27 protein-coding genes and 2 pseudogenes are annotated in these 24,286 nt (G+C 66.1%); 11 read left to right on the top strand and 18 right to left on the bottom strand.

The window, feature by feature from the left end; genetic code table 11:
* Window positions 1-47: 47 nt before the first annotated feature.
* From FDW83_RS13765 to FDW83_RS13755, 3 genes are all read right to left on the bottom strand, one after another.
* A complete protein-coding gene (locus FDW83_RS13765; RefSeq protein ID WP_138138650.1) occupies window positions 48-665 on the bottom strand; it encodes a hypothetical protein in 618 nt (205 codons plus the stop codon).
* A gap of 163 nt (window positions 666-828) precedes the next feature.
* Window positions 829-1,413 carry an orotate phosphoribosyltransferase gene (gene pyrE, locus FDW83_RS13760; protein ID WP_138138649.1) on the bottom strand — a complete coding sequence of 195 codons (585 nt, stop codon included), beginning with the start codon at window positions 1,411-1,413 and terminating at the stop codon, window positions 829-831.
* A gap of 18 nt (window positions 1,414-1,431) precedes the next feature.
* A complete protein-coding gene (locus FDW83_RS13755) occupies window positions 1,432-2,670 on the bottom strand; it encodes an FAD-dependent oxidoreductase (protein WP_138138648.1) in 1,239 nt (412 codons plus the stop codon).
* 65 nt (window positions 2,671-2,735) lie between these two features.
* On the opposite strand from FDW83_RS13755, the gene nadE reads away from it, so the two are divergent.
* Window positions 2,736-3,590: an ammonia-dependent NAD(+) synthetase gene (nadE, locus tag FDW83_RS13750; RefSeq protein WP_138138647.1), complete on the top strand. Its 855-nt coding sequence runs from the start codon at window positions 2,736-2,738 to the stop codon at window positions 3,588-3,590.
* Window positions 3,591-3,690: 100 nt separating this feature from the next.
* Here the strand turns inward: nadE and FDW83_RS13745 are convergent, their stop codons facing one another.
* Complete coding sequence (locus FDW83_RS13745; RefSeq protein WP_138138646.1) at window positions 3,691-4,473, bottom strand: IclR family transcriptional regulator; 783 nt, start codon at window positions 4,471-4,473, stop codon at window positions 3,691-3,693.
* Between the two features lie 181 nt (window positions 4,474-4,654).
* On the opposite strand from FDW83_RS13745, the gene FDW83_RS13740 reads away from it, so the two are divergent.
* Genes FDW83_RS13740 through FDW83_RS13730 form a run of 3 tightly spaced genes read left to right on the top strand, consistent with a single transcriptional unit; the run spans window position 4,655 to window position 7,259 of the window.
* Entirely contained in the window at window positions 4,655-5,371 is a 717-nt protein-coding gene (locus FDW83_RS13740; RefSeq protein WP_138138645.1) for a CoA transferase subunit A, read from the top strand.
* Window positions 5,372-5,397: 26 nt separating this feature from the next.
* Window positions 5,398-6,069, top strand: coding sequence for a CoA transferase subunit B (locus FDW83_RS13735; RefSeq protein WP_138138644.1), 672 nt, complete (start codon window positions 5,398-5,400; stop codon window positions 6,067-6,069).
* Window positions 6,066-7,259 carry an acetyl-CoA acetyltransferase gene (locus tag FDW83_RS13730; RefSeq protein WP_138138643.1) on the top strand — a complete coding sequence of 398 codons (1,194 nt, stop codon included), beginning with the start codon at window positions 6,066-6,068 and terminating at the stop codon, window positions 7,257-7,259. The genes FDW83_RS13735 and FDW83_RS13730 overlap by 4 nt, the downstream gene beginning before the upstream one ends.
* 84 nt (window positions 7,260-7,343) lie before the next feature.
* On the opposite strand, the gene FDW83_RS19540 is transcribed toward FDW83_RS13730, so the two are convergent.
* Together FDW83_RS19540 and FDW83_RS19535 are read right to left on the bottom strand one after the other, a co-directional pair.
* Window positions 7,344-7,466, bottom strand: coding sequence for an ankyrin repeat domain-containing protein (locus FDW83_RS19540; RefSeq protein ID WP_240720983.1), 123 nt, complete (start codon window positions 7,464-7,466; stop codon window positions 7,344-7,346).
* Between the two features lie 195 nt (window positions 7,467-7,661).
* A pseudogene (locus tag FDW83_RS19535) lies at window positions 7,662-7,727 on the bottom strand (heme-binding protein); the annotation flags it as partial.
* Here FDW83_RS19535 and FDW83_RS19190 point away from each other — a divergent pair.
* The 4 genes and pseudogenes from FDW83_RS19190 to FDW83_RS13705 all read left to right on the top strand — a co-directional run.
* A pseudogene (locus tag FDW83_RS19190) lies at window positions 7,728-8,098 on the top strand (LuxR C-terminal-related transcriptional regulator); the annotation flags it as partial. It abuts the pseudogene before it with no gap.
* A 133-nt stretch (window positions 8,099-8,231) separates the two neighbouring features.
* Window positions 8,232-8,435 carry a cold-shock protein gene (locus tag FDW83_RS13715; RefSeq protein WP_009357211.1) on the top strand — a complete coding sequence of 68 codons (204 nt, stop codon included), beginning with the start codon at window positions 8,232-8,234 and terminating at the stop codon, window positions 8,433-8,435.
* Between the two features lie 127 nt (window positions 8,436-8,562).
* Window positions 8,563-8,898: a hypothetical protein gene (locus FDW83_RS13710; RefSeq protein WP_138138642.1), complete on the top strand. Its 336-nt coding sequence runs from the start codon at window positions 8,563-8,565 to the stop codon at window positions 8,896-8,898.
* A gap of 55 nt (window positions 8,899-8,953) precedes the next feature.
* Entirely contained in the window at window positions 8,954-9,739 is a 786-nt protein-coding gene (locus FDW83_RS13705; RefSeq protein WP_138138641.1) for a MerR family transcriptional regulator, read from the top strand.
* Between the two features lie 74 nt (window positions 9,740-9,813).
* Here FDW83_RS13705 and FDW83_RS13700 read toward each other — a convergent pair whose 3' ends face one another.
* The 3 genes from FDW83_RS13700 to FDW83_RS13690 form a co-directional block, all read right to left on the bottom strand.
* Window positions 9,814-10,791 carry an SDR family oxidoreductase gene (locus tag FDW83_RS13700; protein WP_138138640.1) on the bottom strand — a complete coding sequence of 326 codons (978 nt, stop codon included), beginning with the start codon at window positions 10,789-10,791 and terminating at the stop codon, window positions 9,814-9,816.
* 137 nt (window positions 10,792-10,928) lie between these two features.
* A complete protein-coding gene (locus FDW83_RS13695; RefSeq protein WP_138138639.1) occupies window positions 10,929-11,585 on the bottom strand; it encodes a DedA family protein in 657 nt (218 codons plus the stop codon).
* A 97-nt stretch (window positions 11,586-11,682) separates the two neighbouring features.
* Window positions 11,683-12,267: a helix-turn-helix domain-containing protein gene (locus FDW83_RS13690; protein ID WP_138138638.1), complete on the bottom strand. Its 585-nt coding sequence runs from the start codon at window positions 12,265-12,267 to the stop codon at window positions 11,683-11,685.
* Window positions 12,268-12,332: 65 nt separating this feature from the next.
* Between FDW83_RS13690 and FDW83_RS13685 the strand changes: the two genes are divergently transcribed.
* A complete protein-coding gene (locus FDW83_RS13685; RefSeq protein ID WP_138138637.1) occupies window positions 12,333-13,310 on the top strand; it encodes an NAD(P)/FAD-dependent oxidoreductase in 978 nt (325 codons plus the stop codon).
* Here FDW83_RS13685 and FDW83_RS13680 read toward each other — a convergent pair.
* The 4 genes from FDW83_RS13680 to FDW83_RS13665 are packed head-to-tail and all read right to left on the bottom strand — an operon-like array spanning window position 13,297 to window position 17,660.
* On the bottom strand, window positions 13,297-14,073 hold the full coding sequence (locus FDW83_RS13680) for an enoyl-CoA hydratase (protein WP_138138636.1): 777 nt from the start codon (window positions 14,071-14,073) through the stop codon (window positions 13,297-13,299). The two genes, FDW83_RS13685 and FDW83_RS13680, sit on opposite strands and share 14 nt — an antisense overlap.
* On the bottom strand, window positions 14,070-15,074 hold the full coding sequence (gene mmsB, locus FDW83_RS13675; RefSeq protein ID WP_138138635.1) for a 3-hydroxyisobutyrate dehydrogenase: 1,005 nt from the start codon (window positions 15,072-15,074) through the stop codon (window positions 14,070-14,072). Before mmsB ends, FDW83_RS13680 begins: the two co-directional genes overlap by 4 nt.
* On the bottom strand, window positions 15,067-16,161 hold the full coding sequence (locus tag FDW83_RS13670; RefSeq protein WP_138138634.1) for an enoyl-CoA hydratase/isomerase family protein: 1,095 nt from the start codon (window positions 16,159-16,161) through the stop codon (window positions 15,067-15,069). Before FDW83_RS13670 ends, mmsB begins: the two co-directional genes overlap by 8 nt.
* Window positions 16,161-17,660 (bottom strand): CoA-acylating methylmalonate-semialdehyde dehydrogenase, encoded by a 1,500-nt coding sequence (locus FDW83_RS13665; RefSeq protein ID WP_138138633.1) that lies wholly within the window; start codon window positions 17,658-17,660, stop codon window positions 16,161-16,163. The genes FDW83_RS13670 and FDW83_RS13665 overlap by 1 nt, the downstream gene beginning before the upstream one ends.
* Window positions 17,661-17,834: 174 nt before the next feature.
* Here FDW83_RS13665 and FDW83_RS13660 point away from each other — a divergent pair, with 174 nt between their 5' ends.
* Together FDW83_RS13660 and FDW83_RS13655 are read left to right on the top strand one after the other, a co-directional pair.
* The gene (locus FDW83_RS13660) at window positions 17,835-18,641 is read left to right on the top strand and encodes an exodeoxyribonuclease III (RefSeq protein WP_138138632.1); all 807 of its coding nucleotides are present in this window, start codon (window positions 17,835-17,837) and stop codon (window positions 18,639-18,641) included.
* Between the two features lie 34 nt (window positions 18,642-18,675).
* On the top strand, window positions 18,676-19,560 hold the full coding sequence (locus FDW83_RS13655; RefSeq protein WP_138138631.1) for a hypothetical protein: 885 nt from the start codon (window positions 18,676-18,678) through the stop codon (window positions 19,558-19,560).
* 36 nt (window positions 19,561-19,596) lie between these two features.
* Here FDW83_RS13655 and FDW83_RS13650 read toward each other — a convergent pair whose 3' ends face one another.
* From FDW83_RS13650 to FDW83_RS13630, 5 genes are all read right to left on the bottom strand, one after another.
* On the bottom strand, window positions 19,597-20,658 hold the full coding sequence (locus FDW83_RS13650) for a LacI family DNA-binding transcriptional regulator (protein WP_138138630.1): 1,062 nt from the start codon (window positions 20,656-20,658) through the stop codon (window positions 19,597-19,599).
* Between the two features lie 121 nt (window positions 20,659-20,779).
* Window positions 20,780-21,028, bottom strand: coding sequence for a hypothetical protein (locus FDW83_RS13645; protein WP_138138629.1), 249 nt, complete (start codon window positions 21,026-21,028; stop codon window positions 20,780-20,782).
* Window positions 21,025-21,921, bottom strand: coding sequence for a carbohydrate ABC transporter permease (locus FDW83_RS13640; RefSeq protein WP_138138628.1), 897 nt, complete (start codon window positions 21,919-21,921; stop codon window positions 21,025-21,027). Before FDW83_RS13640 ends, FDW83_RS13645 begins: the two co-directional genes overlap by 4 nt.
* Window positions 21,918-22,952 carry a carbohydrate ABC transporter permease gene (locus tag FDW83_RS13635; RefSeq protein WP_138138627.1) on the bottom strand — a complete coding sequence of 345 codons (1,035 nt, stop codon included), beginning with the start codon at window positions 22,950-22,952 and terminating at the stop codon, window positions 21,918-21,920. Before FDW83_RS13635 ends, FDW83_RS13640 begins: the two co-directional genes overlap by 4 nt.
* 4 nt (window positions 22,953-22,956) lie before the next feature.
* The gene (locus FDW83_RS13630) at window positions 22,957-24,246 is read right to left on the bottom strand and encodes an ABC transporter substrate-binding protein (protein WP_138138626.1); all 1,290 of its coding nucleotides are present in this window, start codon (window positions 24,244-24,246) and stop codon (window positions 22,957-22,959) included.
* Window positions 24,247-24,286 lie beyond the last annotated feature (40 nt).

The following is a 24,286-nucleotide window of genomic DNA, read 5'->3' as shown; positions in this document are numbered from 1 at the left end:
AAGACACCCCCGCAAGGACCGGAGTGTAACCATTCAATGACGCCAGGTCAGCTGGCCGCCTGCCCTTCGGCTGCCGGGAAAGGTTCCTGTGGATCCTGCTGGCGCCGCAGGATTTCCTGGCCGATGTCGTTGTACCGCCCCAGCAGGTCCGGTCCTCCAAACGCGCTGGGGTTATCCAGCAGCGCGAAGAGGGAGTCACTGGCGTCCAGCAGTTCCTCGTCCGAATACTCAACCAGCGCCCGGCCAAACAGCTCTTCAAGCTTAGCGGCCGGAAGATCCGGAAATTCGTCCATCCTGTCCAGCAGCAGGAAAGGGCCGTCGTCGTCCACGAGGACCAGGGGCCGGGCAACCGGGGCTGCGGGTAGTGCCGCAGTTTCAGCGGCAGGTGTGAGGTGAAGGGACACGCCGGGGCTGGAGATGCCGGGAGTGGCGTGGACGTCCATTGCCGTCAGATCGGCCCGCAGCCCCGCCAGGGCGGGGGATTCGACCAGTGCGGCCTGGGAGAGGTCCACGCGGATATGCGAGCGCAGCCCCATACGCCTGATGCGGCGGATGATGTGGATAAGGTCGGGGCGCGATTCGTGGGTGAGGGTTCCCCGGACGTCGATGCGGACGGTATCGGCGGGGACATCCAGGTGAACAAAAGCGCTCAGGGCCCGGTCCATAGGTACTCCAAAAGAAGGTCTATGGCTGTCGGCTCAACCTCGGCAAGCCTAACCCCCTCAGGAGCCGGGCACAACCCGCCGGTAACATGGGGCCGCATCGGCAGCTGCTGGCGGTTCCCACCGCGGCATGGGCCGGGGCGGGTCGGGGCCAGCCGGGAACCGGCTAAGAGAGTCCCAGTTCGTCCTTGCCGAAGGCGAACAGATAGGGGACGCCCGCTTCGGCTTCGATCTTTTCCTTGGCCCCGGTATCGCGGTCCACAATCACGGCCACTGCTACAACGTTGCCGCCTGCCTTGCGCACGCCCTCCACGGCGGTCAGTGCCGAGCCGCCGGTAGTGGACGTATCCTCCAGGACCAGCACCTTCCGGCCTTCCACGGAGGGGCCTTCCACCTGGCGGCCCATGCCATAGGACTTCTGTGCCTTGCGGACCACGAAGGCGTCCACGGTCCGGCCGGCGTCGGCAGCTGCGTGCATCACTGCGGTGCCAACGGGATCAGCACCCATGGTGAGCCCGCCGGCACATTCGAAGTCGATGCCGGCCTCGTCCGCCAGCGCCAGCATGACCTGGCCCACCAGCCTGGACGCCTCATGGTGCAGGGTGATGCGGCGAAGGTCGATGTAGTAGTCGGCTTCCGCTCCGCTGGAGAGAATGACCTTGCCGCGGACCACGGCAAGTTCCTTGATCAGTTCGAGCAGGCGGGCGCGGGCGGCTGCAGAGTGCACTGCAGTCTCACTGGGGGAAGTCATGCGCTCCAGTTTAGTGGGTCAGCGGCGGGCGAAACCGGGGGCGTGTTCCGGACGGGGGCCGAACGCGATGAGCCGGGGCAGGACACGCCTCACCACAGGGGCGTGGCGCACGATGAATTTCACTACCGGCTGGACCGCGGGCGTCCTTCCGGAAAACAGCGGCACGAACACTGCCCGGTGCATGACGCGCTGGACGGTCTGCACAACAACAGTGGGCATCCGGCGCCGGCGTTCCACGGCGGCCAGGCTCTTCACGGGCACCTTCCCCCGGCGCAGGTCCGGCACCAGGAGTGCCGCGGTGGCGACGGCATCCTGGATGGCCAGGTTGATCCCCACGCCGCCCACAGGGGACATCGCGTGGGCGGCATCGCCAATGCATAGGAAGCCATCCACGTACCACCGCCGGAGCCGGTCCAGCCGGACGTCCAACCAGTGCAGGTCGTCGAGGGAGCGGATGGCGCCAACGCGGTCCGCGAGGTCCGGGCGCAGGCTGGCGATGCGTTCCCGGAAGCGTTCAATTCCCTCGGCCCGAATCCTGGCGTCGTCACCCTTGGCGCGGACGTATCCCATTTGGTAGTAGCCCGTCCGCGTCAGGGCAATCATCGCCTCCCGGTCCCCGAAGGCAGGCATGACTCCGGCCACCACCCCCTCTTCGGAAGCGTGCCTCGGCAGCTTGAACCACCAGGTGTCGAAGGGTACCGGGAATTCCTTGGGACGCAGCCCTGCCGCCCGGCGCAGCACCGACTTTCGCCCGTCGGCGGCCACTACCAGTCCGGCCCGCAGCACTCCCTCGCCGCTGTGCGCCCCGTCGCCGCCTTTCCGGTAGCGCACTCCGGCGACGCGGCCGCCGTCGAACTCCAGGCCCGTGGCCTCATGCTCCATCAACAGCATGAAAGTGGGCTCTGCAGCCGCTTCAGTAGCAAGGAAATTCAGGAAGTCCCATTGCGGCATCATCGCGATGTAGTTGTAGGGAGGCTTCAACATCGTGAAATCGCCGAGCGTGACCGGTTCCGCTCCTGGAACAGGGAGGGCCACCCGGTCCAGCCGACTCTGGGGCAGTTGACGGAAGCCCTCCCCCAGCCCCAGCTCGTCCATGAGCCGGATGGTGGAAGGGTGGACCGTGTCGCCGCGGAAGTCCCGCAGGAAGTCCCCGTGCTTTTCGAGGACAACAACTTTTACCCCTGCCCTGGCCAGCAACAGGCCCAGCACCATGCCCGCCGGTCCGCCGCCCACAACAACGCATCCCGCCTGCTCCATGAACCCACGCTACGCCGGGCAGCACTTACTGCGCAGCAGCGGGCGCGGCGGCTAGTGTGGATCACATGCGCGAACTTCAGGCGAAAATCATCGAAGAAATGGGCGTTCAGCCCCGGATCGATCCCGCAGGGGAGGTGCGCAAGCGCGTCACATTCCTCAAGGACTACCTCAAGGCCACGCAGACAAAGGGCTTTGTCCTGGGTATCTCGGGCGGCCTGGATTCCTCCCTGGCCGGAAAGCTCGCCCAGCTCGCCGTTGAGGAGTTGGAAGCCGAGGGCGTGGAGGCCAATTTTGTGGCCGTGCGGCTGCCCTACGGCGTACAGCATGACGAGGAGGATGCCCAGGCGGCGCTGGACTTTATCCAGGCCAAGACTGAATGGACTTTCAACATCTCCGCGGCCGTGGACGGGTTCGAGGATGAGTTCGAGAAGACCGTGGGCACCGAGATCTCAGACTTCCACAAAGGCAATACCAAGGCCCGCACCCGCATGATCGCCCAGTACGCCCTGGCCGGCGAGCACAACTACCTGGTGCTCGGCACGGACCACGGCGCAGAGTCCGTCACCGGCTTCTTCACCAAGTATGGCGACGGCGGCGCGGACATCCTGCCCCTCTTCGGGCTGAACAAGAGGCAGAACCGGGAGCTGCTGGCGGAGTTGGGCGCCCCTGCCCGGGTATGGGACAAGGTGCCCACCGCTGACCTGCTGGATGACAAGCCCGGCCGCACCGACGAGGACGAGCTTGGCTTAAGCTACGACCAGATCGACGACTATCTGGAGGGCCGCGACGTTCCGGATCACGTCGCGGAACTTATTGAGCAGAAGTACCTGCGCACCCGCCACAAGCGCACCGTTCCCGTCACCATCTTCGACACCTGGTGGAAGCACGAGGGCCCCGAGGAGCCCCGGGCAGGTTTGTAGGCCTGTAGCCGAAACCAGCCCACTTTTGGGTAGCACGACGGCGCGGCGCACCGGAAAGGTGCGGCGCGCCGTCGCCGTTTACCGGCGAAGTTGGGCTGCTTCAGCGTGCCTCCCCGCCGCCCAGCTGCTGGGTGATCCGGTGTGCCTCCGCCATCAGCAGGCCGCCAAGTTCCTCCTGCCGTTCCGGCCGGAAGCGCGGTTCGATGCCGGTCAGTGACAGGGCCCAGGCGGGCCGGCCGGAGCGGTCGAATACAGCAGCCCCCATGCCCCAGCTGCCTTCCAGGACCAGCCCCGGGTTCACCGAATAGCCGTGCAGCCTGGTCCGGGCGAGGTTCTCCCTGACGATCTCCTCGGTGTGGTGCACGGCGTACGGCCCGGCATGCGCCGGCCAGTCCTTCAGCAGGTCCTCCTGTTCGGCCTCCGGCAGGAACGCCATGATGGCCGTCCCGGCTGACGCCACACCGAGCGGAAACCGGACACCTTCGTGCAGCACGAAGGACCGGACGGGAAAGCTGCCCTCCTCCCGGAGCAGGCAGACTGTCTCATCGCCGCGGCGGATCGAGAAGAAGGCGCTCTCACCGGTGGCTTCGGCCAGCCGGCGCAGGCTGGGCCTGGCGATGTCCTCCAGGGGGAAGCGCGCCGAGGCCACCGAGCCCATCAGGAGGATCTCGGGCCCCAGGATCCAGTTGCGGGTGGCGGAATCCTGGTCCAGCAGTCCTTCAGAGGCCAGTGAGGTGAGCAGCCTGTGGACCGTGGGTCGGGTCAGCCCGGACTCCCGGACCAGGACTGCCAGCGGCATGCCCTCGGCACTGCGCCCCACCAGCCGTAACAATCCGGCGATCCGGCTTACCACTTGGGCGCCCTGGACGGGTGTACTGCTCATTTTCCGCCTTTACTGTCCACAATATGGAGAACACAGCGTCTCCGGTCCACAGTGTAAAAGACCGCTGATAAACCTGCAAAGAGAACATTGACAGACCCTTTTCCGCACCCGTAACGTCCCCTTAAGAAGCCCTGCTGTCCACAAAGTGGAGCAGTGTCCCACAGCTCAACGAGGAGACGCCATGACTAAACTTCAGCAAACCGCAGCCGCTGCCCTGGAAGGGGTGCTGCATGACGGAATGACCCTTGCCGTGGGCGGCTTTGGACTCAGCGGGATCCCCGCTGACCTGATCGAGGCAGTCCGTGATTCCGGCGTGCAGGACCTGACGGTGGTGTCTAACAACATGGGTGTGGACGGCAAGGGACTGGGCATCCTGATCGAGGCCGGCCAGGTCCGGAAGGTCATCGCTTCCTACGTGGGTGAGAACAAGCTGTTCGCCGAGCAGTACCTCGCGGGCAAGCTCGAGGTGGAGTTCACGCCGCAAGGCACCCTTGCTGAGCGGCTCCGCGCCGGCGGGGCAGGCATCCCGGCCTTCTACACCAAAACAGGCGCCGGCACCCTCGTCGCGGAAGGCAAGCCGCACGAAGTCTTCGACGGCGAGACGTACGTCCGGGAGCGGGCCATCACCGCCGACGTCGCACTGGTCCACGCCCACACCGCGGACACGGACGGCAACCTCATCTACCGCTACACAGCCCGGAACTTCAACCCGGTGGTGGCTACTGCCGGAAAGGTAACCATTGCCGAAGCCGAAGTCATCCTCCCCCTCGGCGGACTGGAACCCAACCACATCATCACCCCCGGCGTCTTCGTCCAGCGCCTGGTGCGGGCCACCGCACGGATCAAGGACATCGAACAGCGGACCGTCCGCACGCGCAGTGAAGCGCTGGCCGGCTAAACCACCACTTACCTAAGGAGAACCCCATGGCCTGGACCAGGGATGAAATGGCCGCCATCGCGGCCGAGGAACTCAACGACGGCGACTACGTGAACCTGGGCATTGGCATTCCCACCCTCGTCGCCAACAACCTGCCCGACGGCGTCCGGGTGGTCCTGCAGAGCGAGAACGGCCTTCTCGGCATGGGCCCGTTCCCGTACGAGGGTGAGGAGGACGCGGACCTCATCAACGCCGGCAAGCAAACCGTCACCGTCCTGCCCGGCGGCAGCATCTTCGACTCCGCCACCTCGTTCGGCATGATCCGCGGCGGCCACGTCAAAGTGGCTATCCTGGGCGCCATGCAGGTGTCCGGCAGCGGCGACCTCGCCAACTGGACCATCCCGGGCAAGATGGTCAAGGGCATGGGCGGCGCCATGGACCTGGTGGCCGGGACCCCGCGCGTCGTGGTCCTCACCGAACACAACGCCAAGGACGGCAGCGCCAAGATCGTCCGCGAATGCACCCTGCCGTTGACAGGCCTGAGCTGCGTGGACCGGATCATCAGCGACCTCGCCGTATTCGACCTGGTGAAGAACGACGACGGCGGGCGGCAGCTCACGCTGGCCCGTTTGGCGCCGGGGGTCACCGTGGAGGAGATCCGCGAAAAGACCGAAGCGGAATTCGATGTCCAGCTGGAAAACGAGGAAGTGGCGGCATGAGCCTGCAAGAACAGTTCGGCAAGGATGTCCTGATCACCGGATGGGGGCACAGCCCTTTTGGAAAACTAGCCGATGAGACCCTGGAATCCCTGATCGTCAAGGTTGCCACCGATGCCATCAGCACCGCGGGCCTCGAGCCCGGGCAGATCGACGAAATCTATGTGGGCCACTTCAACTCCGGCATGGTGCCGCTGGCCTTCCCGTCCTCGCTGGCCCTGCAGGTCTCACCGGAGCTCGCGAACGTGCCGGCAACACGCGTGGAGAACGCTTGCGCGTCCGGTTCGGCAGCGTTCCAGCAGGGCACCAAGTCGCTGCTGGCCGGCACGGCCGGGACGGTTTTGGTCATCGGCGCCGAGAAGATGACCCACGCCGGGGCCGACGTGGTGGGGGCGGGCCTGCTCGGAGCCGATTACGAGATGGCCGGCAGGCCGTCCACCACCGGTTTCACGGGCCTCTTCGCCGAGGTGGCCCAACACTACGCCAAACGCTACGACGCCGAGGGCAAACTCGGCGACGTCCTCGGCAGCATCGCAGCCAAGAACCACCGCAACGGCGTGGACAACCCCTACGCCCAGCTCCGCAAGGACCTGGGCGAAGAGTTCTGCCGGACGGTTTCGGACAAGAACCCGGTCGTCGCCGATCCCCTCCGCCGCACGGACTGTTCGCCCGTCTCGGACGGTGCTGCCGCCGTCGTGCTGTCCACTGCGCCCACCGGCGGCGCAACTGCACCCGTGCGGCTCGCCGGATTCGGCCACGCAAACGACTTCTTCCCCGCCGACCGCCGTGACCCCACAGCCTTCGAGGCCACCCGGGTGTCCTGGCAGCGCGCCCTGGCGATGGCCGGCGTCGGACTTGAAGACCTGGACCTCGCAGAGGTGCACGACTGCTTCACCATCGCCGAACTGCTCATGTACGAGGCCATGGGACTCACCGAAGCCGGCCAGGGCGCCCGGGCACTCGAAGAAGGCTGGGTGTACAAGGACGGGAAACTCCCTGTCAACGTCTCCGGCGGCCTCAAGTCCAAGGGGCATCCGGTGGGTGCAACGGGCGTGTCCCAGCACGTCCTCGCGGCCATGCAGCTGACCGGAACCGCCGGCGCCATGCAGCTGGCCAACCCGCGCCGCGCCGCTGTCCAGAACATGGGCGGCGTGGGAATCGCCAACTACGTCAGCGTCCTCGAAGCGGTCTAACCCCTTGAGTTTTTGTCCAGATATGCAGGCTTGAGGGGCCTTTAGCCCTGCATATCTGGACAAAAACTTCCAGCCCGACGGGGGTTAGCGGTTTCGGATCAGGGCCGCAATCCCGGTGAACCCCAGCCGCTCGGCGTTCTGTAATGCGGTCCTGCCTTCGGGTTCGCGGATGTCCGGATCAGCACCGGGCCGGAGGAGCAGGCGCACCACCTCCTGCTGGCGTGGGCCGTAGTGACGTTGCTGCCGCCGCTGATCAGTCCGGCCACCGGGGGCGCCTTGTTCGCTTTTGCTGCGGCAACCAGTTCCTGGTCAAGCCGCGGCTGTTCCGCCTCCGAAAGAGCTGGCGGGGCTGACGTGGCGGGCGCCGCCGTCGTGCTTTCGGCGGCCGTAGGCGCCGGCGTTGCCCGCCACGGAAACACCGTTCACCTTGAGCGGGACACCGCCGGCCAGGAAAAGGGTACCGGGGAGGCGATCCTGGTGTTCACCACCTACAATTCGGATGTCGACATCGTGCGGGCGGTTGATGCCGGCGCCATGGGCTATCTCCTGAAGGACGCGGCGCCGGACGAGATCTTCGCCGCCATCCGCGGCGCAGTGCAAGGCAGGAGCGTCATGAGCCCGCCCGTGGCATCCCGGCTGTTTCAGCAGCTGCGAAACCCGGACGAGATCCTGACGCCGCGCGAAGCCGAACTGCTCAGCCTCCTTACGCAGGGCCTCAGCAACCGCGAACTGGGCCATCGACGGTGAAAACCCACCTCGCCCACATCTACGCAAAGCTCGGAGTTGAGACGAGGACTGCGGCAATCACCACCGCGATACGCCGGGAAGGCATGCGTTGAAGACGCCATACCGGGCAAGACCCTTGCAAGCAGGGCGTTGTCCCCGTACTTTGGGGACTGCGGGGGACGTTCTCCGCGCACTCCGGCCTGACGTGCCGGGGGGAGAATCAGAGTCACATGAAGGAATGCAGCCATGGCAACAGGCACAGTTAAATGGTTCAACGCCGAAAAGGGTTTTGGCTTCATTGCCCCCGATGACGGGTCCGCTGACGTTTTCGCCCACTACTCGGCAATCGCCACCAGCGGTTACCGCTCCCTGGACGAGAACCAGAAGGTCGAATTCGATGTGACCCAGGGCCCCAAGGGCCCGCAGGCAGAAAACATCCGCCCGCTCTAAAGCTTGGAAAGTTCCGGCCCCCGGCCGGAGCACCCTTCAGCGGCCCCTCCGGCTCATGCCGGCGGGGCCGCTGTTTCATGCCCGGACACCAGCCCCGGCCGACGCGCATGTTTGGGATAATTGGAGCATGACCGGAAATGCCCGGGACAAGGATCCCTGGGAAGAGTTCGATGCACTCGGGCCTGCCGCGCCGGACCGGGTTCCCGGCTACCCCGGCGGTGAGCCCCAGGGCTTCGGCTTCCGCACGGGCGTGCGGAGCGCACGTGTAGCCGTCGGATTCGCCGCCTACACCCTGGCACTGGGCACCATCCTGGCCCTGACCGGCTGCATCGTATTCATCGCCCAGGAGCAGTGGCTGCTGGTTGGGCTGATGCTCCTCATCGAAGCGGTCTTCATCCTCGCGTTCACCCGGCTTGTTGCCCAGGCCCGGACCCGGTCCCCGCGGCACCGGCCCGCCCGCTAACTGCTTACCTTTGTCCCTTGACCTTGACGCTGCGTCAACACCTACGCTCGAAACCATGGAAGACAGCATTGCCGGGCCGGGAAGGGACTGGTCCATCCAGGACGTGGCCCGGATGGCCGGCACCACCAGCCGCACGCTCCGGCACTACGACGACGTCGGGCTCCTGAAGCCCAGCCGGGTGGGTGGCAACGGCTACCGCTATTACGACGGCGCCGCCCTCCTCCAGCTGCAGCGGATCCTGCTCCTTCGCGGGCTTGGGCTGGGGCTGCCGGCCATCGCGGAGGTCTTCCAGCAACACACGGACACAGTGCAGGCCCTGTCACGCCACCTGGAGTGGCTGCGGCAGGAACAGGAACGGCTGTCCCTGCAGATCCGGTCCGTCCGGCAAACGATCGAAACAGTACAAGGAGGAGGCGAACTCATGGCGGAGAAGATGTTCGACGGCTTTGACCACACGCGGTACAAGGACGAGGTGGAGGAGCGGTGGGGCAAGGACGCCTACGCCAAGGGTGATTCCTGGTGGCGGGGCATGGGTGATGACGAAAGGCAGGAGTGGACGGCCCGCTCGGAAAAACTGGGGCAGGACTGGGTGGCTGCCGCCGGATCCGGTGTGGCCGCGGGCAGCCCTGAAGCGCAGGACCTGGCCAAACGGCACGTTGATTGGCTGAAGTCCGTCCCGGGTACCCTGGCCGCGGAAACGGGCGGCGACGTCAAGGGCTACGTAACGGGCCTCGCTGACATGTATGTTGCCGATCCCCGTTTTGCGGCGAACTACGGCGGAGAGTCCGGCGCCGGATTTGTCCGGGACGCGCTGCGTGCCTATGTGGAGCAGAACCTCTAGTTGCGCGGCCCGCGGTCCCGGGCGCACGGAACCCCGACTCACCAAAATCTTTGGTTGGCCGGGGCGTGACCGCGTCAGCGCAGCCGCTTTCCTGCGGCAGCCGCGGCCCCGGCCAGCGCGGCTGCCGTGAGAATCCTGCGCTGGGCGGTCCGGCGCCGGCCGTGCCAGTTGCCGCCGACGGACCCCTTCCTGATTGATTCGGACGTCCGGTGCAGGTTGCCCGGGGTCACCGGGGCAGGCTTGCGGCGGGGCAACTGCTTCCTGTCCACCTGCCGGGCCGCGGCCGCTTCAACCCTTTTCGGCGTGACTTTGTGCAGCAGGACCAGCAGGCGCCCGGCCAGGCCGCCCACCACTGTTTCGCGGCGCGGGCGGGCGATGACCTGGACAACTGCCTTCGCAACCCGTTCGGCAGTGTAGACGGGGGGCATGGGCGCAAGCCGGCGGCCACTGTAGTTGGCGGCGTGCTGGTAGAACGGCGTGTCGATCGTGGCGGGCAGGACGGTGCACACCTTCACGCCGGACACACCTTCAAGTGCCAGTTCCGAACGCAGGCTGACGCTCAGCGAACGGACCGCGGCCTTGGACATGGAGTAGGCCGCGTTGTAGGGCAGCGGCGTTTCCCCTACCACGGATGCCACGTTGACCAGGACACCCGTTCCTTGCCCTGCGAAGCGGTTCAGGGCCGCACGGGCCCCATTTACGTAGCCGGAGATGTTGACGTCCAATACCCGCTGGAAGTCCGCGGGCGGGATCTCGGTCAGGCGTCCGAAGGCTGCGACCGCTGCGTTGTTGACCCACACATCCAGGCGCCCGAACTCCGCCACGGCACGTGCCGCAAGGTCGTCCACCATGGCCGGCTCCGTCACATCGGTGACCACGGCAATGGCCTTCGCACCGCGTTTCCTGCACTCCCGGGCAACCGACTCAAGAGCCTTTCCGCCGCGCGCTGCCAACACCAGCCGCGCCCCCTTGTCCGCGCAACGGAGGGCGGTGGCGCGCCCGATCCCGCTCGACGCACCGGTAATCACAATGACTGACTTTTTGACGCGCATCCGGCTTCCCTTCCTGCTTCCTCATCGAGGAGGACAGAACAGTAAGTATGCTTACCGCTTCGATGCTAGCGAGGCCCGGCTCAGAGGACAACGTTCCAAACCGATGGGCGCCCCGCTATATTCGCGGGGTTGCGAAGTCAGCGGTTCGCCTTCGCGCGCCGAAAGCGCCGGACCACGAGCAGCACCACCGTGATGACCAGTGCCGCGTACACGGCGTAGTTGAGGAACCGGGAGTACTCTTCGATCAGCCTGTACTGGGTGCCCAGCAGGTAACCGAGCCCGATCAGCGCCCCGTTCCACACGCTGCTGCCGGCCAGGGTGTACAGGCTGAAGGTACCCAGCGGCATGGCGGACGCGCCGGCGGGAAGCGAGATGAGGCTGCGGACCCCGGGGAGCAGGCGGCCGAAAAAAATCGATGGCCTGCCGTGCCGGCGGAACCATGCCGCAGCATGCTCGAAGTCCTCCCTGTCCACGAGCGGAAGCCTGGACAGCCCGCGAATGGACCGCTCCAGCCCCAGTTTCGCCCCCAGCCAATACAGGAGCAGGGCGCCCGCGTAGGCACCCAGCGTGCTGGTGACGAAAACCAGGACCAGGTTAAGGGCACCCTGCCGTGCAAGGTAGCCGGCCAGGGGCAGGATCACCTCGCTGGGTATGGGCGGGACCATTGTCTCGGCCAGGGTGAAAGCCCCTACGCCCCACTCCCCCAGCCTGTCGATGGCCCGGGCGGCAACGCCTACCAGGCCTCCAAGTCCGTCAGTCGGACCGGCCGGCTCCGCGGCTGCTGCTCCCCACATGATGTCTCCCCAATGTCCGCGGCATCGCCTATGCGTTTTCCTGCGGTCCTGTCTACCTTACGGGCCTGAAGGCAACCTGACAGCCCCGCCATGCCCCCTACCGTCCGGAGGAAGGCTTGGCCCTGACATGCATCCGCTCCCCCTGGGTTCCAAAAAGGCTGAGGAACTCCACGGCCCTGCCGTCCGCCCTGCCGAACCAGTGCGGGATGCGCGTATCGAATTCCGCTGCCTCACCCGGCCGCAGGACGAGGTCCTGGCTGCCGAGCACCATGCGCAGCTTGCCGTTCAGGACGTACAGCCATTCGTACCCCTCATGCACCTTGGGGCTGGGTGCTTCGAGTCGGCCCGCAGGCAGGATGTGCTTGTACGCCTGGATGCCGCCGGGTTTCCGGGTGAGCGGGATGATGGTCATGCCGTGGGCCTCGATGGGCCGCAGGTGCACCCGCGGATCGCCCGTTTCGGGCGCGCCCACCAGTTCATCCAGCGGCACCTGGTAGGCCTTGGCCAACGGCAGGAGCAGTTCGAGGTTGGGCCGGCGCTGCCCTGCTTCCAGCCGGGACAGCGTGCTCACGGATATTCCGGTGGTTTCAGCCAGCTCGGCCAGCGTGATGTTGCGGGCCAGGCGGAGGGCTTTCAACCTGGGACCAACGGCGGCCAATACGTCGTCAAGGTTTTCGTCCACACGGTCATTTTGCCAGAACAGCAAAATACTTTGCCACTTGGCGAAGCGGGATCGAGCATGGATGCATGACTGAACGAACGGAAACAATGTATGACGTTGTAATCGTGGGTGGTGGCGCCGCAGGCCTGAGTGCGGCCCAGATGCTTGGGCGCACCCGCCGATCTGTGGCGGTGGTGGACAGCGGCGAGCCGCGCAACGCCCCGGCCGAGGAAGTGCACGGCTTCCTCTCGCGCGATGGGATCAGTCCGGCGGAACTGCTGGCCGTGGGGCGGGCAGAGGCAGAACGATACGGCGCGGCCATTGTGCCGGGAGAAGTGGTCGCAGCCGCCGGTGACGTGCACCGGGGCTTCGAAGTAACGCTCGACGGCGGCGCGGTGCTCCGCGGGCGGCGGCTCCTGATTACTACCGGGCTGACGGACGAGCTGCCCGATATCCCCGGGCTTCGTGAACGCTGGGGCAAAGATGTCCTGCACTGCCCGTTCTGCCACGGCTGGGAGGTGCGCGACCAGGTGATCGGGGTGCTGGGCACCGGGCCGTGGTCAGTCCACCAGAGCCTGCTGTTCAGGCAATGGAGCAACAACATCACGCTGTTCCTGAACAACACCGTCACCCCCGGCGACGGGGATCTCGAGCAAATGGCGGCACGGGGAATCAAGGTGGTGGAAGGGGCGGTGGAAACCCTCAGGGTAGAGGGCGGCTTCCTCCGCGGCGTCGTGTTGGCGGGCGGACCGGAGGTGGCCGTGGACGCCGTGGTGGCGGGGTCGCGTGTCCATGCCCGACTTGGCGCATTCACCGGCCTGGGCCTGAGAGCCACGCCGCACCCGATGGGCATCGGCGACTACCTCGAAACCGACGCCGAGGGCGCCACTGCTGTTCCGGGTGTTTGGGCTGCCGGCAACGTGACGGACCTGCGGGCCCAGGTGCTGGCGTCCGCCGCCTCCGCGGCGTGGACCGCCGTCGTGATCAACAACCACCTGATGGCGGAGGAACTGGAACGTGACCTCCTGGCCTACCGGACTTCCGCGGCCCTCACCGGTGCCTGAACGCGGGTTCCCGCTTCTCCGTGAACGCCGCCATGCCTTCCTTCTGGTCCTCGGTGGCAAACAGCGAATGGAAGAGCCGGCGCTCGAACAGGACCCCCTGGGCAAGTCCGGTCTCGAAGGCGGCGTTCACGGCTTCCTTGGCCGCCATGGCCACCGGTTTCGACTTCGAGGCGATGACCTCGGCGGCTTTGAGGGCTTCATCCACCACGTCCTCGGCAGGAACAACACGGGATACCAGGCCGCACCGGTCGGCCTCCTCCGCCCCGATGAACCGGCCGGTGAGGATGAGATCCATCGCCTTGGCCTTCCCCACGGCCCGGGTGAGGCGCTGCGACCCGCCCATGCCGGGGAGCACGCCCAGGTTGATCTCCGGCTGCCCGAACTTGGCGTTGTCGCCGGCGATGATGAGATCGCACATCATGGCCAGTTCGCAGCCGCCGCCCAGCGCGAAGCCGGACACGGCGGCGATGGTCGGAATCCGCAGCCGGGTGAAGTCCTCCCAGCCGCGGAACCAATCCGCCGCGTACATGTCCATGTAGCCCTGGGACGCCATTTCCTTGATGTCGGCCCCTGCTGCAAACGCTTTGCCGGAGCCGGTGATCACCACGGCACCCACGCCGGAATCGGCATCCATGGCGGTGGCGGCGGATACCAGTTCCTCCATGGTGGCCCTGTCCAGTGCGTTCAGGGCATGCGGCCGGTTGAGGGTCACCAACCCCACCCTGCCCCGCTGCTCCACCAGGATGTTGGCGTACTCCGTCATTCAGGACTCCCGTCGTCGTGCGCTGTTGCGGCGTGGTGATGCCCCTGGGCCCGGGCGCCGGGCGCCCCTGATTCCATGTGCCCGGCAATCTGTTCCGACTTCTTCCGGATGTCCGTGATGATCCCGGAGAAGTCCCGGCCGGCACCGCCTTCCGCGGCAAACGTATCGTAGATTTCGGCGGCGAGGGGGCCCATCCGGCCCGCCACCCCGGTGCTGCGCAGGGCGTTGACCGCGAGATTGAGGTCCTTGGCCATCAGCGCGCCCGCAAAGCCGGGCTGGTAGTCGCGGTTTGCCGGGCTGGCGGGAACTGGCCCGGGCACAGGGCAGTTGGTGGTCAATGCCCAGCACTGGCCCGATGCTGCTGATGCCACGTCGAACAGGGCCTGGTGGCTCAGGCCCAGCTTCTCGCCGAGCACGAACGCCTCGCTCACCGCGATCATCGACACACCCAGGATGAGGTTGTTGCAGACCTTCGCCGCCTGGCCGGCGCCGTGCGTCCCGCAATGCACCACGCGTTTGCCCATCACCTCCAGCAGCGGCCGGACGGCGTCGAAATCCGCTTCTTCGGCGCCCACCATGAAGGTGAGGGTGCCCGCTTCCGCACCCACCACTCCGCCGGAGACGGGCGCATCCACCGACCGGTGCCCGGCGCCGGTTGCCAGGCGGGCAGCTTCCCGCGCCTCATCCACATTGATGGTGGAGCAGTCCAGGAACACGGTCCCTGGATCCGCCGCGGCCAGGAGCCCTGGCTGCCCCGCAGTCCCGCGGTAGGCGTCGAGCACCTGCTGGCCGCTCTGGAACATCGTCAGCACCACGTCGGCGCCGGCCGCCGCTTCCGTTGCGCCCGGTGCCACCGGGATACCGTTCGCGCGTGCCTGGTCGAGGGCTGCCGGAACCACGTCGAAGCCGGCAACGGAATGACCGGCACTGACAAGGTTCGCGGCCATGGGTCCGCCCATGTGCCCCAGGCCCAGGAACGCCACGGTATACGTCCTAGACATGGTCCGCCTCCTTTACCGGCAGGTCCCCGCCTGCCTGCAGGTCCAGTTCCCTGCCGCCGGGTTCGAAAAAACGGGCGACGTGTTCCGGCAGCACCCTTCCGAGGCCGGGTGGATTCCAGCGCGGCGTGCGGTCCTTGTCCACCACCTGCGCACGGATTCCCTCCCGGAAATCCGGGTGCGTCAGGAAATGCAGCCCGGCCCGGTATTCCTGGGCCAGAACCTCGTCCAGCGTCAGCGTCCTGGCCCGCCGCAGCGATTCCAGGGTGACCTTCACTGACGTGGGTGATTTCGCTTCTATGCTGTCGGCGGCCCGGGCAGCCTCGGCCGCGCCGTCGCCCCGCCAGGCGCGGAGCCTGCCCACGATGTCCCCGGCGTCGTTCCCGGCGTAGCAGGAATCGATCCACTCCCGCTGCCCGGCCAGGGCAGAGGGCGGTGCCTCCCGGGCGCAGCGTCCGACGGCGGCTTCCGCGCTTTGGTCCTCCAGCGCGGCCACGAGGCGGGGCAGCTCCGAGGAGGGGACGAAGTGGTCGGCAAGCCCCAGGTACAGCGCGTCAGGTCCGTCCAGGTGGGCGCCCGTCAGGCCTGCATGCGTCCCCGTTTCCCCGGGTGCGCGGGCCAGCAGGAAGGTGCCGCCGACGTCGGGGGCGAAGCCGATCGTAGTCTCAGGCATTCCTGTCCTGGTCCGTTCGGTGACTACCCGGACCGAGCCATGCGCGGAGATTCCCACTCCCCCGCCCAGCACCAGGCCGTCCATCAGCGCCACGTAGGGTTTGGGGTAGCGGGCGATTAATGAGTTCATGCGGTATTCGGTCTGCCAGAAATCCGCCGTGCGTGCTCCGCCCTGCGGAATGTCCTGGTAGATGGCCACGATGTCACCGCCTGCGCACAGGCCCCGCTCTCCGGCGCCCTGCACCAAAACCGTGGCAACGCCGTCGTCGTCCGCCCATGCCGTGAGCTGCCCCAGCACCGCCTCCACCATGCCGGCGGTGAGCGCGTTGACCGCCTTCGGCCTGTTGAGCGTAATGGCCGCCAGCCCGCCCCGCCGCTCAAACAGCACGTCGTTTCCGTTCGGTGCAATGTCTGTCATCAGCTTCCTTCCGGCATGACGAAGCTGGACCCCTGCCGTATGCCGGAAGGCCAGCGCGTGGTGACGGTCTTGGTTTTGGTGTAGAAGCGGAAGGCGTCCGCGCCGTGCTGGTTCAAGTCGCCAAAGCCGGAGGCCTTCCAGCCGCCGAACGTGTAGTAGGCCAGCGGAACCGGGATGGGGACGTTGATTCCCACCATGCCGACGTCCACCCTGGTGGCGAAGTCGCGGGCGGCGTCACCGTCCCGGGTGAAGATGGCCACGCCGTTGCCGTACGGGTTATCGGTGCACAGCCGGAGGGCTTCCTCATACCCGGCCGCCCGCACAACGCTGAGGACGGGCCCAAAAATCTCGTCCCGGTAGACGGCCATCTCCGGGGTGACTCGGTCGAAAAGAGTGGCGCCCAGCCAGAAGCCGTTCTCGTGGCCCTCCACCGTCAGGCCGCGCCCGTCGGCAAGGAGGGCTGCGCCGTCGTCAACGCCTGACCGGATGTAGCCCTCTATGCGTTCCTTCGCCGCTGCAGAGACCACCGGCCCGAAGTCGGAGTCCGGCGACAGGCTGTGGCCCACCCGAAGTTGCTTGACCCGGTCCTGCAGCTTCGCCACCAGCTTGTCCGCGGTTTCTTCGCCCACCGGCACGGCCACGGAGACGGCCATGCACCGCTCGCCGGCCGAGCCGTAACCGGAGCCCACCAGGGCGTCCGCGGCCTGGTCAAGGTCGGCGTCCGGCATGACCACCATGTGGTTCTTGGCGCCGCCGAAGCACTGGGCCCGCTTGCCGTGCGCGGTGGCGGTGGCATAGATGTACCGGGCGATGGGGGTGGAACCCACAAAGCCCACCGCCTTGATCCGCGGGTCCTCCAGCAGCGCGTCCACGGCTTCCTTGTCCCCGTTGACCACGGTGAAGACGCCGTCAGGAACACCTGCCTCGCTGTACAGCTCGGCCAGACGGAGCGGCACCGACGGGTCCCGCTCCGAGGGCTTGAGGATGAAGGCGTTGCCGGCGGCCAAGGCAGGCGCCGACTTCCAGAGCGGAATCATGGCGGGGAAGTTGAAGGGGGTGATGCCCGCCACCACGCCCAGCGGCTGGCGGAGCGAGTGGATGTCGATGCCCGGGCCCGCGTCCGTTGAGAACTCCCCTTTGAGCAGGTGCGGAGCCCCGGCGGCGAACTCCACCACTTCCAGGCCGCGCTGGATGTCCCCCTTGGAATCCGCGAGGGTTTTACCGTGTTCCGAGGACAACAGCCGGGCCAGTTCGTCCATGTTCCGGTTGACCAGGTCCACGAATTTGAGCAGGATCCTGGCCCGCCGCTGTGGATTGGTTCCCGCCCATGCAGCCTGAGCCTCGCACGCGGTGGTTACCGCGCTGCGCACCTCGTCCTGGTCGGCGAGCGGGACCCGGGCCTGGACGTCGCCGGTACAGGGGTCGAAGACGTCGGCGAAGCGTCCGGAGGCGCCTTCCACGTGCCGGCCGCCGATGTAATGGGAGAGCTCGCGCACCATGGCTGATGCTCCTTCGCATTGGTCCAGTTGGATGTGGCCCAGGTCATGCCTGGTTGCGAATATACCCGGGCTTCCCGGCAAGTTCCATGGACCCGGCACGGCTTGGAACCGGGGAATTCGGAGCGTTCCGCGTTGCTTTACCCCCGGCGCGGCCGCCACGGTAAGTTAGGAACTGTGAAGATCGCTACCTGGAATGTAAATTCGCTCCGTGCCCGCGCCGACCGCGTTGAAGCCTGGCTTCAGCGCAGCGACTGCGACGTTTTGGCCATCCAGGAGACCAAGTGCAAGGACGACAACTTTCCGTGGGAGCTCTTTGAGCGCATGGGCTACGAGGTGGCCCACTTCGGAGTGAACCAGTGGAACGGCGTGGCCATCGCTTCACGTGTGGGGCTGGAAGATGTGGAGCGCACCTTCCTGGACCAGCCCGCCTTCGGCAAGGCCGGCAAGGACCCCGTCCAGGAAGCCCGTGCGATGGCCGCGACCTGTGCCGGGATCCGGATCTGGAGCCTGTATGTACCCAACGGCCGCTCCCTGGACGACGAGCACATGCCCTACAAGCTGAAGTGGCTTGAGAGCCTGAAGACGCACGCGCAGGGACTCGTCGCCGAGAACCCGCAGGCCCAGGTGGCGCTGATGGGTGACTGGAACATTGCGCCCTTCGATGAGGACGTTTGGGACATCGACCTCTTCGTCAACAACAGGTACACCCACGTCAGCCCGCCCGAGCGTGCCGCGTTCCACGCGTTCGAATCCGCCGGCTACACCGACGTTGTCCGCCCCTACACTCCCGGGCCCGGCGTCTACACCTACTGGGACTACACGCAGCTGCGTTTCCCCAGGCGCGAAGGCATGCGGATCGACTTCGTCCTTGCCTCCCCTGCTTTGGCCAGCCGGGTGACCGGCGCGTCCATCGACCGCGAGGAACGCAAGGGCAAAGGCGCCTCGGATCACGCCCCCGTGCTGGTGGAACTGGCAAACTGATGGCAGCCACCTGGACCCAGCAAAGGAGACCGCAATGACGGGAAACCTCTACCGGGGCCAGGCAGGCCTGCCGTTTTCTTCCACCCTCCGCGTCTACGAGCCGCTGGAGGCTTTCCCGGAGGAACAGCGCCCGGCCATCCAAGCCGCCGGCGCGCGCACCGCCTCGCGCGCCGCCGTCGAGAACGCCGAGCTGCTGGCGTCTTTGGGGCGCATCACCCGTTCGGGCGGCGATCCCTTCCCCACCGGGCGCACCGACTTGGTCCGCGTCACTACTGCCCCTGCCGCCCAGGACGGAGCGTCCGACGACGGCGCTGACGCAGAGCCGGTGCTCCTCTACTGTCCCAGCCAGTTGGTCCTCCGGGCCGGGCTGGCCGCCAACGCGCTGATGGAAGGGATCCACGGTCCGCTCGCGGAGCTGCTGATCCCGGAAGAACAGCGGGACAAGCACCAGGAGCGGATCGACCAGGTCAAGGCCCGGGATGGTTCCATCCGCGTGCACACCCGCGCCTCCACCTGGGGCATCCCGTTCAGCTGGTTCTCCCTGTTCATGGAGTCGGACCACAAGGACGTTGTGGAAGCCGCCGGCCGGATCCTCACCGTCCGCGTGTGGGCGCCCATCACCGAGGCACTGGAACGCGCCCGCTACGCCGTGGCCAACCTGGCACTGGCCGCTCCCGACCTCGACATGCTGGACGACCTTGCCCAGCTCACGGAGTGGCTTGAGCAGTTCCATGTGGAATCGATGGTGGAGCTGGACTACGGGGCCGTGGCGGACAAGGTGTACCCGGACGATTCGCCCATGGACATCCGGCTGGGCATTGAGTGCCTTGCGGAAGGGGACATGACCGGCGCCGCAGCTGCCTATCGGCGGCTCGCGTCCCGCTGGATCCCCATCCGCCAACTGGCCCGCGCGTCCTGAGCCTGGCCTGCGTCTTGACCGGGGGAACGCCCTGATTCAGGGGCGCTGATCCATGGGCGGCGCTGTGGTCCGGCGCACGATGAGCTCGTGGGGTGCAACCGCTGACTGCACCGATCCGGCCACGCCGTCCAGTTCGTCCAGGAGCATCTTGGTGGCAAGCTCCGCCTGCTCGTCAGGCCGCTGGCCGACGGTGGTCAGTCCCATGGCGTCGGCAAAATCATGGTTGTCGATGCCCACCACCGAGAGGTCCTCCGGGACGCGGACACCGATCCGGGCCGCCTCGAAAATGACGCCCATGGCCATCTCGTCCGACGCGCAGAAGATGGCGGACGGCTTGGGACCGGGCTTGGACCAGAGCCGGCGGAACGCTTCCTGCCCGCTTCGGACGGTGAAGTCGCCCCATTCGTCCCACTCGGGCGGGGTGGGAAGGCCTGCCGCGGCCATCACGTCCTTGAAGGCGAGGATCCGTACCCGGGGAACATCGAAGTTCAGGTCCGTCTCGTCGTCGCCGTGCAGCAGTGCGATGTCCCGGTGGCCCAGGTCGATCAAATGCCGGACCGCTGTTGAGGCGGCGGCGTAGTCGTCGATGCCGATGTAGGCGCATTCCTCCACGTGGCCGCCCACCACCACCAGCGGGATGTCGATTTTCTGCAGGTGGTCCAGTTCTTCGTGGGTCAGTGCCATACACAGGACAAGCAGGGCATCGATCTGCTTGTAGACCATGGTCTTGCTGAAAAGCCGTTCCCGGTGGCTGCCGTGGCCGCCCAGGTTGAAGAGCGAGAGGTTGTACTGCCGTGCATGAAGCTCGCGGTCGGCGCCCTCGATGGCTTTCGAGAAGAACCACCGGCTGACGAACGGGGCCAGGACCCCTATGGTCTTGGTGCGGCCTGTTGCCAGGCCGGAAGCCGAGGAGGAGGCCACGTAGCCGAGGTTTCCGGCCACCTCAAGGATTTTCTCCCGCGTGGCCGGCGAGACCCGGGGCAGCCCCCGGACTGCGCGGGACACGGTGGCCGTGGATACACCCGCGGCTGCAGCCACGTCCTCGATGCTGACTCCGTTGTGGCCGCCCCGTTGGGATCTTTCTGTTGTGCGTGCCACGGCGTCCCCTCAATTACTCCTTGCAGCGTAAGGCTGCTTGCCCCTCGTAGCCCCCGGCGCTTCGTATCTTCGCACTCAGCGGCAGTGCAGTGTTAACTGCGACAGGACCGCCCCTGCCCTGTTACCTGCGATCCGGGAGCTTCCGGCGCAGCCGCACCATGCCGTACAGGGCAAGGAGCGTTGCCAGCAGGCCAAGGGCCCAACCAAGGGCAGGCTGCGCTGTCACTTCCATCCAAACGGTGACCACCAGCAGGACCAGGGCCCAAAAGCCGAGGAACCCGATGATGATGTCAAAATCCTCGCCGGACCGGACCCGCCGGCGGTTACTTCCCGCCCCCGGGTTCCGGGAGCGGGAAGCATCGCCCGTCACTTGACTGCACCGGCTGTCAGGCCGGCCACAATCTTGCGCTGGAAGACGAGCACCAGGATCACCAGCGGAATGGTGACGATGGTGCCCGCGGCCATGATGGCGGTGTACGGGATCTGGTTGGGTTGCGCACCGGCGAAGCTGGCGATCGCAACCGTGACCGGCTGGGTGGCCTCGTTGGACAGCTGGCTGGCGATCAGGAACTCGTTCCACGAGGAGATGAACGCCAGGATTGCCGTGGTGAAGATTGCCGGAGCGGCAAGCGGCATGATGACCTTCCGGAAAGCCTGCCCCTGGGTGCAGCCGTCCACACGGGCTGATTCTTCAAGTTCCCACGGCATCTCGCGGAAGAAGGACGTCAGGGTGTAGACGGTCAGCGGCAGCACGAACGAAATGTTCGGGATGATCAGCGCCTGGTAGGTGCCCATCCAGCCGATGTTGGTGAACAGCTGGAACAGCGGGGTGATGAGGGCAACGCCCGGGAACATGGAAGCGCCCAGGATGAAGCCCAGCACCAGGTACTTGAACCGGAAGTTCAGCCGGGCCAGGGCGTAGGCCGCGAAGACACCGATGATCAGCGAGATCACCGTCACCGTGACACCAATGATGATGCTGTTCAGCAGGGCCTGGCCGAACCGGTTGCCGAACGAGGTATCGAACGCGGTGAGGAAGTTGTCCAGGGTCACGTGGGTGGGCCACGGCGTGGTGTCGTAGGTGAAGCCCACTTGGCGGAACGCGGTCACCACCATCCAGTACGCCGGGGCCAGGCACCAGATCAGGATGACGGCCGCACTGATGTACGTGCGGACGCTTGCCCATTGTTCCCGGCTCTGCGATGCCCTGCTTGCAGTGCCCTGCCCGGCACCAACGCTGGAGGAAGCAGTTGCAGTTGTCATTTCTTCCCCTTACCGGTTGCCCCGCTCTGTTCCACCACGTTTGCCCCAAGGAAGCGGACAAAGATGAACGCCACCAGGAAGATGATCAGGAACGTGATGGTGGACAGCGCGGCGGCTGAATTGAAGCCTTGCCGGATCTGATTGATCACCAGGATGGACAGCGTAGTTGTGTTGTTCGCGCCGCCGGTGAGGATGTACGGAAGATCGAACATCCTGAGCGCGTCCAAGGTTCGGAACAGGATGGCCACCATGAGTGCCGGCTTCACCAGCGGCAGCGTGATCAGGCGGAACCGCTGCCAGGCGCTGGCGCCGTCCACCTTGGACGCCTCATAAACCTCGGCAGGAATCATCTGCAGGCCGGCAAGGATCAACAGCGCCATAAACGGCGTGGTCTTCCAGGTGTCGGCGATGATGACCGCCCACTTGGCCGGCCATTCGCTGCCGGTCCACAGGATGGACGCGCTGAACACTTTGTTGATGATGCCATTGAAGTCGAACATGAAGAGCCACAGCTGGGCCGTGACAGCAGTGGGGATGGCCCACGGAACCAGCACCGCTGCCCGCACCAGGCCGCGGCCTTTGAAGCTTCGTGCCATGATCATGGCCATCCAGAAACCAAGGACGGTTTCCAGCGCCACTGTGATAACGGTGAACAGGAAGGTCGTTCCGGTTGCTGACCAGAACTGGCCGCCCAAGGTGCCGGGCGGACAAGCCACCGTGCCGCCACCGGGAGCTGCACACTGCTGGCCCAGCCAGTTGACATAGTTCTGGATACCCGCGGGCCCGCCTGCAGTGAACAGGCCGGTTGCCGGGTCCAGCCCGGCGTCCTTCTGGAAGGACATCACAATAGCACTGATGATCGGGTAAACGATCACGACGCCCAAGGCGATGATGGTGGGAGCCAGCAGCCAGGATGCCCACTTGCCCTGGCTGAGGATCCTGTTGTCTTCACCTACGCCCTTGGGGCCGTGATGAACGGCGGGGGCGCCCGACGCCGGCTTGACCGGCGTCGGGCCCAATTCGGTTGCCATGGCCTTACTGCGATCCTGCGCCGGCCGACTCGATGGACTTCTGCATGTCTTCAAGAGCCTGCTTGGCGCTCTTTTCGCCCTTCAGCGCCGCGTACGAGTTCTCCTGGATGGCCTGGGTGACCGCCGGGTAGAACGGGGTGACAGGACGCGGAACTGCATTGGCGATCGACTCCTGCAGCACGGTGAGGTACGGCAGCTTGGAGACCAGTTCCTGGTCCTCGTACAGGGAGCTCAGGACGGGGGCGAGGGACGCCTGGTTTGCAAAGAATTTCTGCTGTTCCTCACTGGTGAGGAACTTGATGAAGTCCAGGGCTGTCGCCTTGTTCTTGGAGTAGACGCTGATGGCCGCACTGTGGCCGCCGAGGGAAGAAGCACCGGGTCCATCCTTGCCCGGCAGTGGCGCCATGCCGAACTTGTCCTTCACCTGCGAGGAACCTTCAGTGCTGATCAGGCTGTAGATGTAGGGCCAGTTGCGGTGGAACAGCAGCTTGCCTTCCTGGAAGGCGCGGCGGCTTTCCTCTTCCTGGTAGGTGATGGCCTCTGCGGGGATGTTGCCGTTCGCGAAAGCCTCCACCAGGTTGTTCAGGCCCTCCTCGGCCTCCGGGGTGTTCAGGCTCGGCTTGCCCTCGTCGTCCAGCACGGATCCGCCTGCGGAGTTGATGGCCTCGGAAGCGTTCACTGTCAGGCCTTCGTACTGCTTGAACTGGCCTGCGTAGCAGCCGATGTTGTTTTCCTTGGCAATGGAGCACATCTCCATCATTTCGTCCCACGTCTTGGGGGGCTCGGGGACCAGATCCTTGCGGTAGTAGAGGATGCCGCCGTCCGAGTCCTTGGGAGCGGCGTACAACGTGCCCTTGTAGGAGGCCGACTCGACGGGCGCCTCAAGCATGCCGTTGGTATCGATCGCCATCTTGTCCTTGAGCGGCTGCAGCCAGCCCTTTGCGGCGAATTCCGCCGTCCAGACCACGTCGACACTCACCACGTCATAGTCGGTGCTCTTGGCCTGGAAACGCTGGACCAGGTCATCGTGCTGCTGGTCGGCCTGGTCGGTCTGCTCCTTGAAGGTGACCTTCTCGTCCGGGTGCTCGGCGTTCCACTTTTCGATCAGCGGACGCACCACGTTGTTGTTGTCCTTGCCCTGCACGTACGTAATGGGACCCCGGCCATCGAGGTTTGCCTCGGCGTCGCTCCCGCCGCCCGTGGTCCCGCCGCCTCCGCCGCCGCCACAGGCGGTCAGCGTCAGGGCAAGGATGCCGGCAGTGGCTGCCGGAAATAGGAATCTAGGGGTTTTCATTAGCTTGAAGCTCCTCGCTGAGTAACAAGTAAGTCGACAG

Source organism: Pseudarthrobacter sp. NamE2 (genome assembly GCF_005796205.1).
Lineage (GTDB): Bacteria > Actinomycetota > Actinomycetes > Actinomycetales > Micrococcaceae > Arthrobacter.
Note: the sequence above shows the minus strand (reverse complement) of the source record. Positions and strands in the feature narration are given on the sequence as shown.

Bases quoted from the DNA above. Each gene is read 5' to 3' on its own strand.
- FDW83_RS13765 (WP_138138650.1), bottom strand. From the start codon at position 665: ATGGACCGGGCCCTGAGCGCTTTTGTTCACCTGGATGTCCCCGCCGAT.
- pyrE (WP_138138649.1), bottom strand. From the start codon at position 1,413: ATGACTTCCCCCAGTGAGACTGCAGTGCACTCTGCAGCCGCCCGCGCC.
- FDW83_RS13755 (WP_138138648.1), bottom strand. From the start codon at position 2,670: ATGGAGCAGGCGGGATGCGTTGTTGTGGGCGGCGGACCGGCGGGCATG.
- nadE (WP_138138647.1), top strand. From the start codon at position 2,736: ATGCGCGAACTTCAGGCGAAAATCATCGAAGAAATGGGCGTTCAGCCC.
- FDW83_RS13745 (WP_138138646.1), bottom strand. From the start codon at position 4,473: ATGAGCAGTACACCCGTCCAGGGCGCCCAAGTGGTAAGCCGGATCGCC.
- FDW83_RS13740 (WP_138138645.1), top strand. From the start codon at position 4,655: ATGACTAAACTTCAGCAAACCGCAGCCGCTGCCCTGGAAGGGGTGCTG.
- FDW83_RS13735 (WP_138138644.1), top strand. From the start codon at position 5,398: ATGGCCTGGACCAGGGATGAAATGGCCGCCATCGCGGCCGAGGAACTC.
- FDW83_RS13730 (WP_138138643.1), top strand. From the start codon at position 6,066: ATGAGCCTGCAAGAACAGTTCGGCAAGGATGTCCTGATCACCGGATGG.
- FDW83_RS13715 (WP_009357211.1), top strand. From the start codon at position 8,232: ATGGCAACAGGCACAGTTAAATGGTTCAACGCCGAAAAGGGTTTTGGC.
- FDW83_RS13710 (WP_138138642.1), top strand. From the start codon at position 8,563: ATGACCGGAAATGCCCGGGACAAGGATCCCTGGGAAGAGTTCGATGCA.
- FDW83_RS13705 (WP_138138641.1), top strand. From the start codon at position 8,954: ATGGAAGACAGCATTGCCGGGCCGGGAAGGGACTGGTCCATCCAGGAC.
- FDW83_RS13700 (WP_138138640.1), bottom strand. From the start codon at position 10,791: ATGCGCGTCAAAAAGTCAGTCATTGTGATTACCGGTGCGTCGAGCGGG.
- FDW83_RS13695 (WP_138138639.1), bottom strand. From the start codon at position 11,585: ATGTGGGGAGCAGCAGCCGCGGAGCCGGCCGGTCCGACTGACGGACTT.
- FDW83_RS13685 (WP_138138637.1), top strand. From the start codon at position 12,333: ATGACTGAACGAACGGAAACAATGTATGACGTTGTAATCGTGGGTGGT.
- FDW83_RS13680 (WP_138138636.1), bottom strand. From the start codon at position 14,073: ATGACGGAGTACGCCAACATCCTGGTGGAGCAGCGGGGCAGGGTGGGG.
- mmsB (WP_138138635.1), bottom strand. From the start codon at position 15,074: ATGTCTAGGACGTATACCGTGGCGTTCCTGGGCCTGGGGCACATGGGC.
- FDW83_RS13670 (WP_138138634.1), bottom strand. From the start codon at position 16,161: ATGACAGACATTGCACCGAACGGAAACGACGTGCTGTTTGAGCGGCGG.
- FDW83_RS13665 (WP_138138633.1), bottom strand. From the start codon at position 17,660: ATGGTGCGCGAGCTCTCCCATTACATCGGCGGCCGGCACGTGGAAGGC.
- FDW83_RS13655 (WP_138138631.1), top strand. From the start codon at position 18,676: ATGACGGGAAACCTCTACCGGGGCCAGGCAGGCCTGCCGTTTTCTTCC.
- FDW83_RS13640 (WP_138138628.1), bottom strand. From the start codon at position 21,921: ATGACAACTGCAACTGCTTCCTCCAGCGTTGGTGCCGGGCAGGGCACT.
- FDW83_RS13635 (WP_138138627.1), bottom strand. From the start codon at position 22,952: ATGGCAACCGAATTGGGCCCGACGCCGGTCAAGCCGGCGTCGGGCGCC.
- FDW83_RS13630 (WP_138138626.1), bottom strand. From the start codon at position 24,246: ATGAAAACCCCTAGATTCCTATTTCCGGCAGCCACTGCCGGCATCCTT.